Origin of the sequence: Pseudomonas sp. RtIB026 (assembly GCF_016861355.2) — a bacterium.
Taxonomy (GTDB): Bacteria; Pseudomonadota; Gammaproteobacteria; order Pseudomonadales; family Pseudomonadaceae; genus Aquipseudomonas; species Aquipseudomonas peradeniyensis.
Genome location: NZ_AP023348.2, coordinates 5,799,911 through 5,815,635, shown reverse-complemented (window position 1 = coordinate 5,815,635; position 15,725 = coordinate 5,799,911). Strand labels below are relative to the sequence as shown.

Annotated in this window: 17 protein-coding genes; 5 read left to right on the top strand and 12 right to left on the bottom strand. The window is 67.4% G+C overall.

Going from position 1 to position 15,725, the window contains the following annotated elements; all coding sequences use genetic code 11:
* Window positions 1-119 precede the first annotated feature (119 nt).
* From PRtIB026_RS26080 to PRtIB026_RS26055, 6 genes are read right to left on the bottom strand one after another with little or no spacing between them, the layout of a single operon-like run.
* A complete protein-coding gene (locus PRtIB026_RS26080; protein WP_203650383.1) occupies window positions 120-680 on the bottom strand; it encodes a DUF4136 domain-containing protein in 561 nt (186 codons plus the stop codon).
* 19 nt (window positions 681-699) lie between these two features.
* On the bottom strand, window positions 700-1,332 hold the full coding sequence (locus tag PRtIB026_RS26075) for a DUF4136 domain-containing protein (protein ID WP_203650385.1): 633 nt from the start codon (window positions 1,330-1,332) through the stop codon (window positions 700-702).
* Window positions 1,333-1,352: 20 nt separating this feature from the next.
* The gene (locus PRtIB026_RS26070; protein ID WP_110739130.1) at window positions 1,353-2,102 is read right to left on the bottom strand and encodes a methyltransferase domain-containing protein; all 750 of its coding nucleotides are present in this window, start codon (window positions 2,100-2,102) and stop codon (window positions 1,353-1,355) included.
* The gene (locus PRtIB026_RS26065; protein ID WP_203650387.1) at window positions 2,099-2,404 is read right to left on the bottom strand and encodes a MazG-like family protein; all 306 of its coding nucleotides are present in this window, start codon (window positions 2,402-2,404) and stop codon (window positions 2,099-2,101) included. Before PRtIB026_RS26065 ends, PRtIB026_RS26070 begins: the two co-directional genes overlap by 4 nt.
* Before the next feature lie 56 nt (window positions 2,405-2,460).
* Window positions 2,461-3,312, bottom strand: coding sequence for a MaoC family dehydratase (locus PRtIB026_RS26060; protein ID WP_203650389.1), 852 nt, complete (start codon window positions 3,310-3,312; stop codon window positions 2,461-2,463).
* A 2-nt stretch (window positions 3,313-3,314) separates the two neighbouring features.
* Window positions 3,315-4,667: a 3-oxoacyl-ACP reductase gene (locus PRtIB026_RS26055; protein WP_203650391.1), complete on the bottom strand. Its 1,353-nt coding sequence runs from the start codon at window positions 4,665-4,667 to the stop codon at window positions 3,315-3,317.
* Window positions 4,668-4,782: 115 nt separating this feature from the next.
* On the opposite strand from PRtIB026_RS26055, the gene PRtIB026_RS26050 reads away from it, so the two are divergent.
* On the top strand, window positions 4,783-6,060 hold the full coding sequence (locus PRtIB026_RS26050) for an acetyl-CoA C-acetyltransferase (RefSeq protein ID WP_203650393.1): 1,278 nt from the start codon (window positions 4,783-4,785) through the stop codon (window positions 6,058-6,060).
* Window positions 6,061-6,251: 191 nt separating this feature from the next.
* Window positions 6,252-7,028, top strand: a complete 777-nt coding sequence (locus tag PRtIB026_RS26045; RefSeq protein ID WP_050703629.1) for an AraC family transcriptional regulator — start codon at window positions 6,252-6,254, stop codon at window positions 7,026-7,028.
* A gap of 190 nt (window positions 7,029-7,218) precedes the next feature.
* On the opposite strand, the gene cueR is transcribed toward PRtIB026_RS26045, so the two are convergent.
* The 3 genes from cueR to PRtIB026_RS26030 are packed head-to-tail and all read right to left on the bottom strand — an operon-like array spanning window position 7,219 to window position 10,460.
* Window positions 7,219-7,623 (bottom strand): Cu(I)-responsive transcriptional regulator, encoded by a 405-nt coding sequence (cueR, locus tag PRtIB026_RS26040; RefSeq protein ID WP_050703630.1) that lies wholly within the window; start codon window positions 7,621-7,623, stop codon window positions 7,219-7,221.
* On the bottom strand, window positions 7,620-10,019 hold the full coding sequence (locus tag PRtIB026_RS26035; protein WP_203650395.1) for a heavy metal translocating P-type ATPase: 2,400 nt from the start codon (window positions 10,017-10,019) through the stop codon (window positions 7,620-7,622). The genes cueR and PRtIB026_RS26035 overlap by 4 nt, the downstream gene beginning before the upstream one ends.
* Window positions 10,020-10,073: 54 nt before the next feature.
* Window positions 10,074-10,460, bottom strand: coding sequence for a hypothetical protein (locus PRtIB026_RS26030; RefSeq protein WP_203650397.1), 387 nt, complete (start codon window positions 10,458-10,460; stop codon window positions 10,074-10,076).
* 146 nt (window positions 10,461-10,606) lie between these two features.
* Here PRtIB026_RS26030 and PRtIB026_RS26025 point away from each other — a divergent pair, with 146 nt between their 5' ends.
* Both PRtIB026_RS26025 and PRtIB026_RS26020 read left to right on the top strand, forming a co-directional pair.
* Complete coding sequence (locus PRtIB026_RS26025) at window positions 10,607-10,804, top strand: heavy-metal-associated domain-containing protein (protein WP_028691383.1); 198 nt, start codon at window positions 10,607-10,609, stop codon at window positions 10,802-10,804.
* Window positions 10,805-11,052: 248 nt separating this feature from the next.
* A complete protein-coding gene (locus PRtIB026_RS26020) occupies window positions 11,053-12,234 on the top strand; it encodes a multidrug effflux MFS transporter (protein WP_198744452.1) in 1,182 nt (393 codons plus the stop codon).
* Here PRtIB026_RS26020 and PRtIB026_RS26015 read toward each other — a convergent pair.
* Window positions 12,185-12,382: a hypothetical protein gene (locus PRtIB026_RS26015; protein ID WP_082337625.1), complete on the bottom strand. Its 198-nt coding sequence runs from the start codon at window positions 12,380-12,382 to the stop codon at window positions 12,185-12,187. The genes PRtIB026_RS26020 and PRtIB026_RS26015 overlap by 50 nt on opposite strands.
* 490 nt (window positions 12,383-12,872) lie before the next feature.
* Between PRtIB026_RS26015 and PRtIB026_RS26010 the strand changes: the two genes are divergently transcribed.
* Window positions 12,873-13,583, top strand: coding sequence for an ArsR/SmtB family transcription factor (locus PRtIB026_RS26010; protein WP_203650400.1), 711 nt, complete (start codon window positions 12,873-12,875; stop codon window positions 13,581-13,583).
* Here PRtIB026_RS26010 and PRtIB026_RS26005 read toward each other — a convergent pair.
* A complete protein-coding gene (locus tag PRtIB026_RS26005) occupies window positions 13,580-14,530 on the bottom strand; it encodes an adenosine deaminase (RefSeq protein ID WP_203650402.1) in 951 nt (316 codons plus the stop codon). The genes PRtIB026_RS26010 and PRtIB026_RS26005 overlap by 4 nt on opposite strands.
* An 87-nt stretch (window positions 14,531-14,617) precedes the next feature.
* Window positions 14,618-15,304, bottom strand: coding sequence for an SDR family oxidoreductase (locus tag PRtIB026_RS26000; protein WP_203650404.1), 687 nt, complete (start codon window positions 15,302-15,304; stop codon window positions 14,618-14,620).
* Between the last annotated feature and the right edge of the window lie 421 nt (window positions 15,305-15,725).

The following is a 15,725-nucleotide window of genomic DNA, read 5'->3' as shown; positions in this document are numbered from 1 at the left end:
GGGAGCGGGCTTGCCCCGCGATGTGGTGCATGGCACCGGCTTTGCCGGTGATCGCGGGGCAAGCCCGCTCCCACGCTGGTGGTGCTTGCAACGCTGTCCTCCACGCGACAGCACAAGGTTCAATGCGGCGGGTAGTTGCTCAACACCTGGGTCACGGTCTTCTGGATCGCCGCGTTGCGCTCCTGCGGGCTGGGCGGGTAGTTGTTCATGATCTGCTCGGCGCTGCCGCGCCATACCAGTTTGCCGTCACGTCCGTCGAACAGGTCGACCTGGATGGTCGCCACCTTGTAGTCGACGCTGCGCGTCTCGTTGTACATCGGTCCGCCCCAGTAACCGCCCCAGTAGCCACCCCAGGCCCCGCCGTAGTTGGTGGTGATCTGCTGCTGGCGGTCCTCGACGATCAGGTAGGCGCGCACCTTCACATCCGCCCGGGCATTGCCCTGGACCGGGCGCAGGCGGCGCTGGTCGAGCTGGCCGGCGACCGCCTGGCGAATGCGTTGCTCGGTCAGGTCGCTCTTGATCCGCGGGTCGTCCGGGCGATATTGCAGGCCCGGCTCCAGCCAGGCCCAACTGCGGTAAGCGGCGAAATCGCGGCTGGCATCGAAGTCGTGCTGCACGTTGTTGCTCGAACAGGCGGCCAGCAGCAGGGCCAAGGACAGTAGAACGAGACGGCGCAACATGGTGGTTCTCCGTTGAACGTTAGCTGGGAGGATAGCCGTTCATCGCCTTGCTCACCGACTCGCGCAGGGCGCCTTCGCGTTCACGCGGCGAGTCCTTGTCGCTGCCGCTTTCGGCGCTGGCGCTCCACACCGGCTGGCCGTTGCGGGCATCGAACAGGTCGATGCGCACCACCATCACTTCGACTTCGTAGGTGCGCACGATCGGCACGCTGGCGTAGCCGCCATAGCCGTTGCGGTAGCCACCGTAGCCGACGCTACCGTAGGGGTAGGGGCCGTAGTAGGGATCGTAGTCGTAGTCGCGCACCTGGCGCAGGCGCCGTTCCAGGCGTACGTCGGCGCTGACCAGCAGGTCGGCGGGGGCATTGTGGGCCGGGCGCAGGCCGTGCTGGTCGAGGGCGCCGCTCACCGCGTCGGCCAGCTGGCCCGGCGTCGCGTTGACCAGGCCTCCGGGTGGCTGGTTGTTGCGCCAGCTCCAGCTGCGATAACGGCCGTAATCGCGTACCGGCGCGGGATAGGCGCTGGCATCGAAGGTCCTGGCGGCCTGGGGCGGCGCCGGGGGCAGCGGCTTGCCGCTGGCGACATAGGGGTTGCTGCCCTGGCAGGCGGCCAGGGCGAGGGGGAGCAAGGCCAGGCAGAGCAGACGATACGGCATGGATCCTCCTGGCAAGCGGGTCAGTGGGGGCGGCACATCCAGTGCAGGTAGCGGCCCAGGCCGGCGAAGCTGGGATGGCGGCGGTGCGCCAGTTCCATCTCCAGCAGATCGAGCAGCTCGGCCTTGTCCTGGAACTCCTTGGGCATGTAGTCGTGGAATACCCGTACACCGCTCTCGCTTTCGACCTTCCACAGAGCTTCAAGTTGCGCCTTGAGCTCGCGCGGATCAAGTGGTTTCTGTGGCGTGAGACTCTGCTTTTCACCGGCCAGGCGATTGTGCCGCAGCTTGCGGAAATGCCCCTTGAGCAGGTTGCGGTAGACCAGCGCGTCGCGGTTGTAGAAGGCCAGCGACAACCAGCCACCCGGCGCGGTCAGTTGATGCAGGACCGGCAGGATGCTCTCGGGCTCGGCCAGCCATTCGAGCACCGCGTGGCACAGCACCAGGTCGTACGGCTCGGTGAGCTGGCCGAGCAGGTCCTGCCAGGGCGCCTGGATGAAGGTCGCCTGTTGGCCGGCCTCGGCGAAGCGCGCGCGGGCACCGTCGAGCATCGGCGCGGCGGGTTCGGCAAGGGTTACCTGGTGGCCGCGCTGGGCCAGCCACAGGGCCATGTGGCCGAGGCCCGCGCCGATGTCGAGCACCCGCAGCGGACGGTCGGGCAGGGCTTCAGCCAGGTCGGCCTGGAGCACCGCCAGGCGGATGGCGCCCTTGGCGCCGCCATAGATCTTCTCGGCGAAGCGGCTGGCCAGTTCATCGAAGTGACGGTCGTTCATTTGCCGAAGCGCCTCTCGCTGTCGGCGAGCTTGGCCCGCACCACCTCGTCCATGTCCAGGCCCAGTTCGCTGCACAGCAGCAACAGGTAAAGGACGATATCGCCCACTTCCTGGCCGGCATGGGCGAGTTTGTCGGCGGGCAGCTGGCGGGACTGGTCCTCGCTCAGCCACTGGAAGATCTCTACCAGTTCAGCCATTTCGACGCTGGCGGCCATGGCCAGGTTCTTCGGGCTGTGGAACACCCGCCAGTCGTTGGTGTCGCGGATGCGGTGCAGGCGTTCGGTCAGTTCTTGCAGGTTCATCGGGGTCTCCTCGTGGCGCATAGCTTCCGGCGAGGTGCCTTGCAAAGCAAGCCCGATCAGAGCGTGCGCCAGCTGCCGAGCATATGCAGCAGCCCGCCGTGGCCATCCAGGCGCAGCTCGCCGCTCGGCCCCGCCTCGCTGGCGCTCAGTATCACCTCCGAAGGCAGGTGCACCGGCTTGTGGAAGTCCACCGCGAAGGCATACCCGGTCTTGGGCAGGTGCCCCTGCAAGGCCGCCAGCGCCATGGCCTTGCTCCACATGCCGTGGGCGATGGCCCTGGGGAAGCCGAACAGGCGTGCCGTGAGGCTGCTCAGGTGAATCGGGTTGTAGTCGCCGCAGACCCTGGCGTAGCGCCGGCCGATATCGCCGTCGGCATACCAGCGGGTCGCCTCGGGCAGCGCGGCGGGCGTCGTTTCGGTCAGGTCGGCCACTGGCGCGTCAAGCTTGAGGCCGCGCACCAGCATGCGGCTGGTCTCGCGCCAGAGCAGGCCAAGGCCGTCCTCGGCCTCGGTCACCAGGTCGAAGGTGCCGCCCTTTTCATGGGGCTGCAGGTTGTCGGCATACACCGCGAAGCGCAGCCCGTCGATGCCGCCCAGGGGGCGCAGCACCTGCAGGCTGTTGTGCAGGTGCACCAGCCCCAGCAGCGGGAAGGGAAACGCCTCGGCGGTGAGCAGCTGCAGTTGCAAGCTGAAGGCCATGATGTGCGGGTAGGTACCCGGCAGGCGGCCGTCGTCGGCGAAGTGGCAGAGCCGGCGGTAGGCCGCCAGGTTGGCGGGATCGACCCGCAGGAAGCAGCGCAGGCCCTGCTCCGGCAGCTGGCTGCCACGGATCTTGCGTTTGCCGAGGGCGCGCAGGTACAGGCTTAGCCGTGAGTCGGGGCTGTGCAGGTCGTGCCAGGGTCGGGTCATGGTCAGGCTCCCATCAAGGCCTGGCCGCAGACCCGCAGGGCCTGGCCATTGACCGCGCCCGAGCCTGGCTGGCTGAGCCAGGCGATGGCTTCGGCGACGTCCTGCGGCAAGCCGCCCTGGCCCAGCGAGCTCAGGCGCCGGCCGGCCTCGCGCAGGCCCATGGGCATGGCCGCGGTCATGTGCGTCTCGATGAAGCCCGGCGCCACGGCGTTGATGCTGGCGCCCTGTTCGGCCAGGCGTGGCGCCCAGGCCTGGGCGAAGCCGATCAGCCCGGCCTTGCTGGCCGCATAGTTGGACTGGCCACGGTTGCCGGCGAGGCCGCTGACCGAGGCGAGCAGGGTGATGCGCGCATCCGCGTGCAGCTTGCCGCCCTCGAACAGCGCCTCGGTCAGCACCTGGGGCGCCTTGAGGTTGACGGCCAGCACCGCGTCCCAGTACTCCGGGGTCATGTTGGCGAGGGTCTTGTCGCGGGTGATGCCGGCGTTGTGCACGACGATATCCAGGCCCTGGGGCAGGGCTTCGAGCAACTGCGCGGCGGCATCGGCGGCGCAGATGTCCAGCGCCAGGGCACGGCCACCCAGGCGCGCGGCGAGGGCGTCAAGGTCGCGCTGGGCCTGGGGCACATCGAGCAGCGTCACCTCGGCGCCGTCCCGGGCCAGGGTCTCGGCAATCGCCGCACCGATACCCCGGGCGGCGCCGGTGACCAGCGCGTGACGGCCGGCCAGCGGCCGAGTCCAGTCCTGTACCTGGGCGGCGCAGGGCGCCAGGCGCAGGACCTGGCCGGAAACAAACGCGCTCTTGGGCGAAAGGAAGAAGCGCAGCGCGCCCTCGAGCTGGCTTTCGGCGCCTTCGGCGACATACAGCAGGTTGGCCGTGGCGCCATTACGCAGCTCCTTGGCCAGCGAGCGGCTGAAGCCTTCGAGGGCGCGCTGGGCGACGCTGGCCTGCGCATCGACCACGGCTTCTGGCGCACGCCCGAGGATCACCACGTGGGCGCTGGAGGCCAGGCTGCGCAGCAGGGGTTGGAAAAATTCGCGCAACTGCTTGAGGTCATCGCTGTCGGACAGGTGACTGGCATCGAACACCACCGCCTTGAGCTTCGGCCCGAGACCCGCGACCCAGGCGGGGGCCTCGAGCGCTTGGCTGCCGAAGCCGTAGCAGTCGGCCGTCAGACGCGGGGCGATCGCCGCCACCTGGCCTGCCAGCGGCCCGCCGCCCAGCACCAGCGCGCCCTCGATGGGGCGCAGGCGTCCGGCCTGCCAGCGCTCCAGCGGCACCGGGCGGGGCAGGCCGAGGGCATCGACCAGTTTGCGTCCGAGGGTGGAGTTGGCAAAGCCCAGATAGCGGTCGCTCATGTACGGTTCTCCCTGAAGGCAAGCATGCAAGTGTGGACCAAGTTTGTGGCAGGGTCGTTCGGATGCGTGAAAAGAACCTAGGCTTAAGGCTCAAATTGTTTCAGGAGGAACAGGCATGCAGTCAATTCGCCGGGTCGCAATCCTGGGTGGCAACCGGATTCCCTTCGCCCGCTCCAACGGCGCCTACGCCAAGGCCAGCAACCAGGCGATGCTCACGGCGGCCCTCGAAGGCCTGGTGGAGCGTTACCGGCTGCACGGCCTGCGCCTGGGCGAGGTGGCGGCCGGCGCGGTGCTCAAGCATTCGCGTGACATGAACCTGACCCGCGAGTGCGTGCTCGGCTCAAGGCTGTCGCCGCAGACGCCGGCCTACGACATCCAGCAGGCCTGCGGCACCGGCCTGGAAGCCGCGTTGCTGGTGGCCAACAAGATTGCCCTGGGGCAAATCGACAGTGGCATTGCCGGGGGTGTCGACACCACCTCGGACGCGCCTATCGCCGTGAGCGAAGGGCTGCGGCAGGTCCTGCTGCAGGCCAACCGCGGCAAGAGCCTCGGCGAACGTCTCAAGCCCTTTTTGAAACTGCGCCCGGGCCTGCTCAAGCCCGAGCTGCCGCGCAATGGCGAGCCGCGCACGGGGCTTTCGATGGGCGAGCATTGCGAGCGCATGGCGCAGACCTGGCAGATCGGCCGCGAGGAGCAGGATGAACTGGCACTGCTCAGCCACCAGCACCTGGCGGCGTCCTACCGCGACGGCTGGCACGACGATCTGCTCACGCCCTACCTTGGCCTGACCCGGGACAACAACCTGCGCGCCGACCTGACCCTGGAGCAGTTGGCCAAGCTCAAGCCGGTGTTCGAGCGCAGTGGTCTGGGCACGCTGACACCGGGCAATTCCACGCCGCTGACCGATGGCGCCTCGCTGGTGTTGCTCGGCAGCGAGGCCTGGGCCGAGGCGCAGGGCTTGAAGGTGCAGGCCTACCTGGTGGACGGCGAGGCGGCGGCGGTCGATTTCGTCCACGGCCAGGAAGGCCTGCTGATGGCACCGGTGTACGCGGTGCCGCGGCTGCTGGCGCGCAATGGCCTGACCTTGCAGGATTTCGACTTCTACGAGATCCACGAAGCTTTCGCCGCCCAGGTGCTGTGCACCCTCAAGGCCTGGGAGGATACCGACTACTGCCGCACGCGCCTGGGGCTCGAAGGGCCGCTGGGGTCGATCGATCGCGCCAGGCTGAACGTGAAGGGCAGCTCGCTGGCTGCGGGGCATCCATTCGCGGCGACGGGAGGGCGGATACTGGCGAACATGGCCAAGCTGCTGGGCGAGCGTGGCAAGGGACGTGGGCTGATCTCGATCTGCGCGGCGGGCGGGCAGGGAGTGACGGCGATCGTCGAGCGCTAGTGCCCTGTCTCGGAAATAAGCTGGCTTCGCTTTCGCACCGGCAAGCATCACCAGCGTGGGAGCGGGCTTGCCCCGCGATACGGATCGCGGGGCAAGCCCGCTCCCACGCCGTTCCGATTAAATCCTTGCGTCTTGTGTTGTTCCATCAGTTGGCTGGTACCCTTGTCCGACCCGAGACACCAGGCCTCAACATGTCGATCACCGGACCACGTCCCATCCCCGCCCTGGACCACCTGCCCAGACCGCTCTACGCCCGTGCCGAGAGCCTGGGCGCCGGGTCCTGGACTACTCGTCACCAGCACGACTGGGTGCAGTTTTCCTACGCCATCAGCGGCGTGCTTGGCGTCTACACCAGCGATGGCAGCTACTTCGCCCCGCCGCAGTGGGGCGTGTGGATCCCGGCCGGCACCGAGCACGAGGTGTTGACCTCGATGCAGGCCGAGATGCGCAGCCTGTACGTGCGCCGCGATGCCTGCCCCTGGGCGCCGGGCGAATGCCGGGTATTGGAGGTCACACCGCTGGCGCGGGAGCTGATCAAGCAGTTCTGCACCTTTGCGGTGAACTACCCGGAAGGCGACAGTGCCGAGGCGCGGCTGGTGGCCGTGTTGCTGGACCAGCTGCGCACCCTGCCGCAGGTGGGCTTCTCGCTGCCGTTGCCGCGCCACCCGGGGCTGCTGGCATTGTGCAACGGCTTGATCGCCGCCCCCGACCAGCCCCAGACCCTGCAGCAGTGGGCGGTGCAACTCGGGGTATCGGAAAAGACCCTGATGCGCCTGTTCCAGCGCGAGACAGGCCTGAGCTTTCGCAACTGGCGCCAGCGCATGCGCCTGCTGTCGTCGCTGGCGCTGCTGGAGGCCGGGGAGAGCGTCACCCAGGCCGCGCTGGGCTGCGGGTATGACTCGACCTCGGCCTATATCGCCGCATTCCGCCAGCTGTTCGGCGCGACCCCGGGGGAGCTGCGCCTGTAAGAGATTGCCTTGCGCTGTCGCGCAGGGAATAACACCCGAGAGAGAGTCGCTTACCCTGTGGGAGCGGGCTTGCCCGCGAACACCGGCGGAGCCGGTGCCATACACCGCGCTGGATTCTTCGCGGGTAAACCCGCTCCCACAGGGTCAAGCTAAATCAATGGGTTGCGTGTTTCTTCAGGAGTGGCCGCCGTCAGTGACAGCACCCGCTGCCATTGGCCAGGTCCTTGAGGATCGGACAATCCGGCCGGTCATCGCCCTGGCAGTGGGCCACCAGCTCGCCAAGGGTGTCGCGCAGGCTCACCAGCTCCTCGATGCGCTTGTTTAGCGCCTCGATATGCTGCATGGCCAGGGCCTTCACGTCGGCGCTGGCGCGCTGGCGGTCCTGCCACAGGGTCAGCAGCCTGGCGACTTCCTCCAGGGAAAAACCCAGGTCGCGCGAGCGCTTGATGAACGCCAGGCTGTGCAGGTCCTCCTGCTGGTACAGCCGGTAGCCGCTTTCGCTGCGCGTGGCGGGACGCAGCAGGCCGATGGACTCGTAGTAGCGGATCATCTTGGCGCTGAGCCCGCTGCGGCGGGCGGCCTGGCCGATGTTCATGGGGCCTCCTGGTCGATGGCGGTGGGTTTCCAGGTCTTCAGCCACAGGGCATTGCTCACCACGCTGACGCTGGACAGCGCCATGGCGGCGCCGGCCAGCACCGGATTGAGGTAGCCCAGCGCGGCCAGGGGGATGCCGATCAGGTTGTAGATGAATGCCCAGAACAGGTTCTGGCGGATCTTCGCGTAGGTCTTGCGGCTGATCTCCAGGGCGGCGGGCACCAGGCGCGGGTCGCCGCGCATCAGGGTGATGCCGGCCGCCTGCATGGCCACGTCGGTGCCACCGCCCATGGCGATGCCGATATCGGCGGCCGCCAGCGCCGGGGCATCGTTGATGCCGTCGCCGACCATGGCCACCACGCCCTGCTGCTTGAGTGCGGCCACCGTGGCGGCCTTGTCCGCCGGCAGCACTTCGGCGTGCACGTCGTCGATGCCGAGGGCCTCGGCCACCACCTTGGCGCTGCCGCGGTTGTCGCCAGTCAGCAGGTGGCTGCTGATGTGGCGGGCATGCAAGGCGGCGATGGCCTGGTCGGCACCGGGCTTGAGGCTGTCGCCAAAGGCGAACAGGCCCAGCACGCGGGGCTGGCTGCCACGCTCGATCAACCAGGACAAGGTACGGCCCTCGGCCTCCCAGGCCTGGGCGCTGGCCGCCAATTCGCCCGGCACCAACCGGCTCTCGTCGAGCAGGCGGCGGTTGCCCAGGGCCAGCTCGCGGCCATCCACCTGGCCGGCGATGCCACGGCCGGTGAGGGACTGGCTGTCGGCCACTTGCGGTACGTCAAGATCGCGTTCGGCGCAGGCATCGAGCACCGCCTTGGCCAAGGGGTGTTCGCTGCCACGTTGTAGGGCACCGGCCAGGCGCAGCAGTTCGTTGTCGTCGCCGCTGCTGGCCTGTTGATGGACGATGCGCGGGCTGCCGGAGGTGAGGGTGCCGGTCTTGTCGAACACCACGCGGTTGACCGCATGCGCGCGCTCCAGCGCTTCGGCGTCCTTGATCAGGATACCGTGGCGGGCGGCGACGCCGGTGCCGGCCATGATCGCGGCGGGCGTGGCCAAGCCCAGGGCGCAGGGGCAGGCGATCACCAGCACGGCGACGGCGTTGATCAGCGCGGTTTCCAGCGGTGCGCCGGCCAGCCACCAGCCGACCAGGGTGACCAGGGCCAGTACCAGCACCGCGGGGACGAACACCTGGCTGACCCGGTCGACCAGCTTCTGGATCGGCGCCTTGGCCGCCTGGGCGTCCTCGACCAGGCGGATGATGCGGGCGAGCACGGTCTCGGTGCCCAGCGCCAGGGTCTTCACCAGCAAACGGCCTTCGCCGTTGATGGCGCCACCGGTCACCGCGTCGCCGGGCTGCTTGGGCACCGGCAGGCTTTCGCCACTGATCAGGGCTTCATCGGCATGGCTGCTGCCTTCGAGCACCTGGCCATCGACCGGGAAGCGCTCGCCGGGCTTGACCAGCACCACATCCTCCAGGCGCAGCTGGCTGATGGCGACGTCTTCCTCGCGCCCCTCGACCACCCGCACGGCGCGTTCCGGGCGCAGGGCTTCCAGTGCCCGGATGGCGCTGGCGGTCTGGCGCTTGGCGCGGCTTTCCAGGTACTTGCCCAGCAGCACCAGGGCGATCACCACCGCCGAGGCTTCGAAATACAGGTGCGGTTCCATGCCGGTGTGGGCATTGGCCCATTGGTACAGGCTCAGGCCGTAGCCGGCGCTGGTGCCCAGGGCGACCAGCAGGTCCATGTTGCCGGCACCGGCGCGCACGGCCTTCCAGGCGGCGACATAAAAGCGCGCGCCAAGGATGAACTGCACCGGGGTGGCCAGCAGGAACTGCGCCCAGGCCGGCAGCATCCAGTGCAGGCCGAAGGGTTGCACCAGCATCGGCAGCACCAGTGGCAGGGCCAGCAGCAGGGCGGCGCCGACCGCCAGGCGTTCGTTGCGCAGGCGGCGTCGGGCCTGGGCCTGGTCATCGTGGGGAGTACGCGGCAGGGTGGCGCTGTAGCCGGCCTTCTCGACCGCGGCGATCAGCGCGCCGTCGTCGACGCCCTCGAGCACTTCGAGGTGGGCGCGTTCGCTGGCCAGGTTGACGCTGACTTGCTCGACCCCCGGCAGCTTGCCGAGGGCGCGCTCGACCCGGCCGGCGCAACTGGCGCAGGTCATGCCGCCGATCTGCAGTTCGAGGGTGCGGGTGGGGACGCTGTAACCGGCGTCGCGCACCGCGCCGACCAGTGCCGGCAGGCTGTCGGCCGGGGCCTGGACCCGGGCCTGCTCGGTGGCGAGGTTGACGCTGACGTGTTCGGTACCGGTGACCTTGCGCAGGGCGCGTTCGACCCGACCTGCGCAACTGGCGCAGGTCATGCCGGCGATCGGCAGGTCGAAGGTGGTGGATGCGGGCATGGCTCTCTCCTCCGTGGACTGGCCTCCAGCATCAACCTTGCCATGCGGGCAAGGTCAATAGCCCAGGCCGGCTCGCTTCAGCACCAGGCCATTTTGCCCCATCGCAATGCGGTACTTGTTGATCTGGCCCGCCTGCAGGGTCAGGCGCGTACTGCGTTGGTCCTCGACGCCCGGCGCGCAGCCGGGTACCTGCCCTGGCAGCAGGCGCAGGCGTACATCCACCGGGCCCGGCGGCAGGTTGAACGAAGTCGCCTGCTCCTGGAACAGGCGACCGGACAACTGGTCGTTGAGGTAGATGCCGATCTCGCAGCTGGTGGCCACTTCCAGGCGTTCCCGGGAAATGATCAGCACGCTGTAGTCCGAATTGCCCTCGGCGCTGACCGGTGGCACGACGGCCAGTGCGCCCAGCAATCCGACGAGGCCCAATGCTGCCCTGATCATGAAAAATCTCCTGCTTGCCAAAATCGTCAAAGGCGCAGCTTGGCCGAGCCGCGCGCGGATTTCCAGCCCGGCCGTTTTCCGCGGAACTTGACCTTGCCCCGATGGCAAGGCTGAGACTGGGCAAAACCCACAAGGAGGCAACCTCGATGCAAGTGTTCAATGTGCAAGGCATGACCTGTGGCCATTGCGTGAAGGGCGTGACCCGGGCGGTGCAGGAGCAGGATGCGGCGGCGCGGGTGGAAGTGGACCTGGCGGCGCGGCAGGTGCGGGTGGAAAGTGCCCTGGCGGCGGATCAGATCCTGGCGGCGATTCGTGAAGAGGGGTATCAGGCCGAAGTGGCCTGAAAAGGCGACCTCTGTAGGAGCGGGCTTGCCCCGCGATAGCGCCAGAACAGGCAATGATGTTGGCCTGGGTGGCCTCATCGCGGGGCAAGCCCGCTCCCACGCAGATCCTCCCACGCCGATCCTGCTGCAACCCTGTTTTCTGCCTTTTCCTACAGGACACGCAGGATCAATTATTACAAAGGTTTTCAACGCCGGGCGATCCAGTGCAGGTAGACTAGCAAACTTGCTTAGCCTGCTATGGATTCTCCATGAACCTGCGAACCTTGCTGATTCTCGGCGCCCTCAGTGCGTTCGGGCCTCTGGCGATCGACTTCTATCTGCCGGCCTTCCCGGCCATGGCGCATGCCTTCGGCACCGACGAAAAGCATGTGCAGGCCACCCTGGCCGCCTACTTCCTCGGCCTGTCCCTGGGCCAGCTCGCCTACGGGCCGGTGGCCGACCGTTTCGGCCGGCGCCTGCCGCTGCTGTTCGGGGTCGGCCTGTTCACCGTGGCATCGCTGGCCTGCGCCTATGCGCCCAATCTCGACAGCCTGATCCTGGCGCGTTTCGTCCAGGCTCTGGGCGGTTGCGCCGGGATGGTGCTGTCGCGGGCGATCGTCAGCGACAAGTGCGACGCGGTGGCCTCGGCCAAGGTGTTCTCGCAGTTGATGCTGGTGATGGGCCTGGCGCCGATCCTCGCGCCGATGCTCGGTGGCGTGCTGGTCAACGTGGCCGGCTGGCAATCGATCTTCCTCGCCCTGGGCCTGTTCAGCGCCGCGTGCCTGCTGGCGGTCGGCCTGGGCTTGCCGGAGAGCCTGCCGGCCCATATTCCACGCCAGCCGCTGTCGGGCGCGCTGCGCCAGTACCTGAGCCTGCTCGGCGACCGAGTGTTCGTCGGCCATGCGCTGACCGGCGGCATCGCTATCGCCGGGATGTTCGCCTACATCGCCGGTTCGCCGTTCGTATTCATCAAGCTTTACGGCGTGCCGCCCGAGCACTACGGTTGGCTGTTCGGCACCAACGCCGCCGGCTTCATCCTGATGGCCCAGGTCAATGCGCGGCTGCTGGCCAAGCGCGGCCCGGCATTCCTGCTGGCGCGGGCGGTATGGTTGTACCTGGTGGCGGCGCTGGCGCTGCTGGTGGTCGCGGCGTTGCGCCCGGCACAGCTCTGGCCATTACTGGTGCCGCTGTTCGTGTGCATCGCCAGCCTCGGCTGCATCATCCCCAATGCCTCGGCCTGTGCCATGAGCGGGCAAGGTACGCGGGCGGGCAGCGCCTCGGCCCTGATGGGCTGCCTGCAGTTCAGCGTCGCCGCGGGCGCGGCGGCGCTGGTCGGGGTGCTGCACGACGGCAGCGCGGTGCCCATGGCGCTGGTGATCAGCCTGTGCGGCGCGTTGGTGGTCAGTGTCGCAATGCTGACCCGGCGCCTGCAGGCCAGCCGGCCTGCGTGAGCGGGTGGGGCGCGTTGAGACGCGCCTCCAGCAGGGCGACGAACGATCGCGCCTCGGCCTCGCTACGGAAACTCACCACATGCTGGTCGAGCTGGACCTGCCAGGGGCAGGCGGGATTCCGGTTCGACGCACTGACGACAATCTTCATCGCGATCCACCTCCAGTGAGCGGGAGCGGATCTAGTGTAGCGCCGCCCCCGGCCCGTGCCATGACCGGGATCAGTCCCCTGACTGACGGTCATGACGGTCTGAAGTAGGGAGACGTTCTGTTTTGCAAGACGGAAATTTTCCCCCTCCTTGTCAGATGCATCGCCCCCCCTGATAGCGACTGTCAGCCTCGTTCCCGCTAGAGCCACGGTAGTACGGGGGATGAGCAGAATCAGCCGTCTGTCACTCTGACAGACGCATCTTTCAGAACGTTTTTGGGGAGGCAAATCCCGACCCATCCGGGGCATGCCTCCCTCACGGCGAGCACCCTCCAGCGGCTTATACTGCCTCCGGCGACCAGCGCGGGATGAGCGTTTCCCGGGGCTGGCGTCCACCCTCCGGCACACGAACCATCCCGCGCTTGCCCACACCGGAGGCAGGGCATCTGCAGCGTTCGCCAGCAGGCGGGATTCATCAGGGAGCTTCAGGTTCATGAACGCAGTCCGCAGCATCAGTCAGGTCGCCAACCTGATGGCCGATCCCAAGCGCAGCGCCATGTTGTGGGCGTTGATCGATGGCACCCCGCGTGCGGCGGACGAGCTTGCCGTACTCACCGGGCTGAGCACCTCGTCGGCCTGCGCGCATCTGTCATTGTTGTCCAGTGCCGGGCTGCTCAGGCACGAGGCGCGTGGCCGCAAGCGCTTCTTCCGCCTGGCCGCGCCGGAAGTCGGCACTGCGGTGGAGGCGCTGGCCAGCGTTCAACTGGCGACCCGCTTACCTGCAGAGCAGGGCACGACGCTGCAGATTCCCCTGTCGATGCGCAAAGCGCGCCTGTGTGGCGACCACCTGGGCGGCGAAGTGGCCGCCGCGCTGCTCCACCGCCTGCATGTGGCCGGTTGGCTGGAAGGTAACGAGCAGTACCTGTCAGTGAGCCAGGAGGGCAAGGAGCACCTGGAGGCGCTGGGGGTGTTCATCGACGCGTTGGCCGCCGGTGACCGGCACGGCTGCGTGATCTGCCATTGCAGCAAATGGAACGATCAGGGCCCGCACCTGGGCGGTTGCCTGGGCAAGGCCCTGCTCCGGTTGTTCACCCAGTCGGGTTGGGTGCGTGAGCAGGAAGGCAGCCGGGCGGTGCAGCTCACACCGCTCGGCCAGCAGCAGATCAACGCGATCGCCTGCCTCCCGGCCCGGCAGGTCGGCTAACGGACCAGCCGTGCGTCCAGGCTGTTCTGCGCCAGGCGGCGTGCCTGGTCCTGGGTCATGCCCAGGTGCTGGTGCAGGGCGTGGAAGTTCTCGGTGACATAGCCACCGAAGTAGGCCGGATCATCGGAGTTGACCGTGACCTTCACGCCACGCTCGAGCATGTCGAGGATGTTGTGCTGGCCCATGTGTTCGAACACGCACAGTTTGGTGTTGGATAGCGGGCAGACGGTCAGCGGGATCTGCTCGTCGATGATGCGCTGCATCAGGCGCTCGTCCTCGATGGCGCGCACGCCGTGGTCGATCCGCTGGATCTTCAGCAGGTCGAGGGCTTCCCAGATGTACTCGGGCGGGCCTTCCTCGCCCGCGTGGGCCACGGTCAGGAAGCCTTCGCTGCGGGCGCGGTCGAACACGCGCTGGAACTTGCTTGGCGGATGGCCTTGCTCCGAGCTGTCCAGGCCCACGGCGATGAAGGCGTCGCGGAACGGCAGGGCCTGGTCCAGGGTCTTGTGCGCTTCGTCTTCACTCAGGTGGCGCAGGAAGCTGAGGATCAGGCCACTGCTGATGCCCAACTGCTCGCGACCATCCTTCAAGGCCCGGTTGATGCCATCGAGCACCACCTCGAACGGAATGCCCCGGTCAGTGTGGGTCTGCGGGTCGAAGAAGGGTTCGGTGTGGATGACGTTCTGCGCCTTGCAGCGTTGCAGGTAGGCCCAGGTCAGGTCGTAGAAGTCCTGCTCGGTGCGCAGGACATCGGCGCCCTGGTAGTAGAGATCGAGGAACTCCTGCAGGTTGTTGAAGGCGTAGGCGCTGCGCAGGGTCTCGACGTCCGCCCAGGGCAGGGCGATCTTGTTGCGTTCGGCCAGGGCGAACAGCAGTTCGGGCTCCAGCGAGCCCTCCAGGTGCATGTGCAGTTCCGCCTTGGGCAAGGCGTTCAGCCATTCATACATGTGTGCAATCTCGATCAGGTACGGTTGGCCGCCATTCTACAGGGCCTGGCCGGGCAATGCGCCCACCCAGGCCTGCATCGCCCGGGATTACCAGATGAGCGTCTCGCCCTTGTAGTTGATGAAGCGCAGGCCGCCATTGCCGCTCTGGGCCTTGACCTGCTCGAGCATGCCACGGGTGCTGGTGAGCACGTCGATCTCGGCGTTCTCGCCGCCCATGTCGGTCTTCACCCAGCCCGGGTGCATGGCCAGCACGGCCAGGTCGGGGCGCTGCAGCTCGACCACGAAGCTGTTGATCATCGAGTTGAGCGCGGCCTTGCTGGCCTTGTACAGGCAGACTTCGCCACCATCGGGGATGGTCACGCTGCCCAGGATCGAACTCATGAAGGCCAGCACGCCGCTGCCTTCGCGCACCTGGCCGGCCAGGCGGCGGGCCACACGGATCGGCGCCACGGCGTTGGTCATGAACAGGTCGCCGATCTGCTGTACCTGCACGCTTTCCAGATCCTGCGGCAGCGGGCCCATCACCCCGGCATTGACGAACACCAGGTCGAACACTTCACCTTGCAGGCGCTGCTTGAGCCCGTCGAGCTGGGCGGTATCGTTCATCTCCAGGCGCTCGATGCGCACCCCGGAGACTTCGCCCAGCGCACCCGGCTGTTGCGGGTCGCGCACGGTGGCGACGACGTTCCAGCCATCTTCGCGCAGGCGTTGCACCAGGCCCAGGCCAAGGCCTCGGGAGGCACCGATGATGAGGGCGGTCTTGTTGGCGGTCATAGCGATACTCCATATCAAGGGCGCGGCGAGCGCTGCTGTGCACAGGTTCACTCGCCGCGCGACAAGGTGGTGGTTGCCCTCTACAGGGGAAGGCCTGGGTGACGAGCATAAACCAGGAGGAGGTCGGCTGCCCTGTCGCGGCTGGTCAAAAAATGATCTATGGTCTGAAAGGCCTGTGGAGACGGGGTCTGACAGGGTGGTTCACGGGTTATCCACAGGCTGCTCCACAGTAATTGTGTGCAAGCGCGACAGCCTGAAAATGCCCGTTTCAGGGAACGCAGTCGCTTCTGACTGGGGATAACTCACACGCTTTCAGTGACTTGGGTTAATGTCACACAAATGTGATCAAAATATGCTCAATACGCTGCAGGCCTTGCGGAACAAGGCCTGCAGCGGAGTGCCCCAAGCTTATCCACAGGCA

What these genes read in the sequence shown, in the direction of transcription:
- PRtIB026_RS26030 (WP_203650397.1), bottom strand. Translation starts at nt 10,460, where the DNA reads ATGATCAGGGCAGCATTGGGCCTCGTCGGATTGCTGGGCGCACTGGCC.
- cueR (WP_050703630.1), bottom strand. Translation starts at nt 7,623, where the DNA reads ATGAACATCGGCCAGGCCGCCCGCCGCAGCGGGCTCAGCGCCAAGATG.
- PRtIB026_RS26060 (WP_203650389.1), bottom strand. Translation starts at nt 3,312, where the DNA reads ATGACCCGACCCTGGCACGACCTGCACAGCCCCGACTCACGGCTAAGC.
- PRtIB026_RS26050 (WP_203650393.1), top strand. Translation starts at nt 4,783, where the DNA reads ATGCAGTCAATTCGCCGGGTCGCAATCCTGGGTGGCAACCGGATTCCC.
- PRtIB026_RS26080 (WP_203650383.1), bottom strand. Translation starts at nt 680, where the DNA reads ATGTTGCGCCGTCTCGTTCTACTGTCCTTGGCCCTGCTGCTGGCCGCC.
- PRtIB026_RS26010 (WP_203650400.1), top strand. Translation starts at nt 12,873, where the DNA reads ATGAACGCAGTCCGCAGCATCAGTCAGGTCGCCAACCTGATGGCCGAT.
- PRtIB026_RS26025 (WP_028691383.1), top strand. Translation starts at nt 10,607, where the DNA reads ATGCAAGTGTTCAATGTGCAAGGCATGACCTGTGGCCATTGCGTGAAG.
- PRtIB026_RS26075 (WP_203650385.1), bottom strand. Translation starts at nt 1,332, where the DNA reads ATGCCGTATCGTCTGCTCTGCCTGGCCTTGCTCCCCCTCGCCCTGGCC.
- PRtIB026_RS26070 (WP_110739130.1), bottom strand. Translation starts at nt 2,102, where the DNA reads ATGAACGACCGTCACTTCGATGAACTGGCCAGCCGCTTCGCCGAGAAG.
- PRtIB026_RS26045 (WP_050703629.1), top strand. Translation starts at nt 6,252, where the DNA reads ATGTCGATCACCGGACCACGTCCCATCCCCGCCCTGGACCACCTGCCC.
- PRtIB026_RS26005 (WP_203650402.1), bottom strand. Translation starts at nt 14,530, where the DNA reads ATGTATGAATGGCTGAACGCCTTGCCCAAGGCGGAACTGCACATGCAC.
- PRtIB026_RS26015 (WP_082337625.1), bottom strand. Translation starts at nt 12,382, where the DNA reads ATGAAGATTGTCGTCAGTGCGTCGAACCGGAATCCCGCCTGCCCCTGG.
- PRtIB026_RS26020 (WP_198744452.1), top strand. Translation starts at nt 11,053, where the DNA reads ATGAACCTGCGAACCTTGCTGATTCTCGGCGCCCTCAGTGCGTTCGGG.
- PRtIB026_RS26000 (WP_203650404.1), bottom strand. Translation starts at nt 15,304, where the DNA reads ATGACCGCCAACAAGACCGCCCTCATCATCGGTGCCTCCCGAGGCCTT.
- PRtIB026_RS26035 (WP_203650395.1), bottom strand. Translation starts at nt 10,019, where the DNA reads ATGCCCGCATCCACCACCTTCGACCTGCCGATCGCCGGCATGACCTGC.
- PRtIB026_RS26065 (WP_203650387.1), bottom strand. Translation starts at nt 2,404, where the DNA reads ATGAACCTGCAAGAACTGACCGAACGCCTGCACCGCATCCGCGACACC.
- PRtIB026_RS26055 (WP_203650391.1), bottom strand. Translation starts at nt 4,667, where the DNA reads ATGAGCGACCGCTATCTGGGCTTTGCCAACTCCACCCTCGGACGCAAA.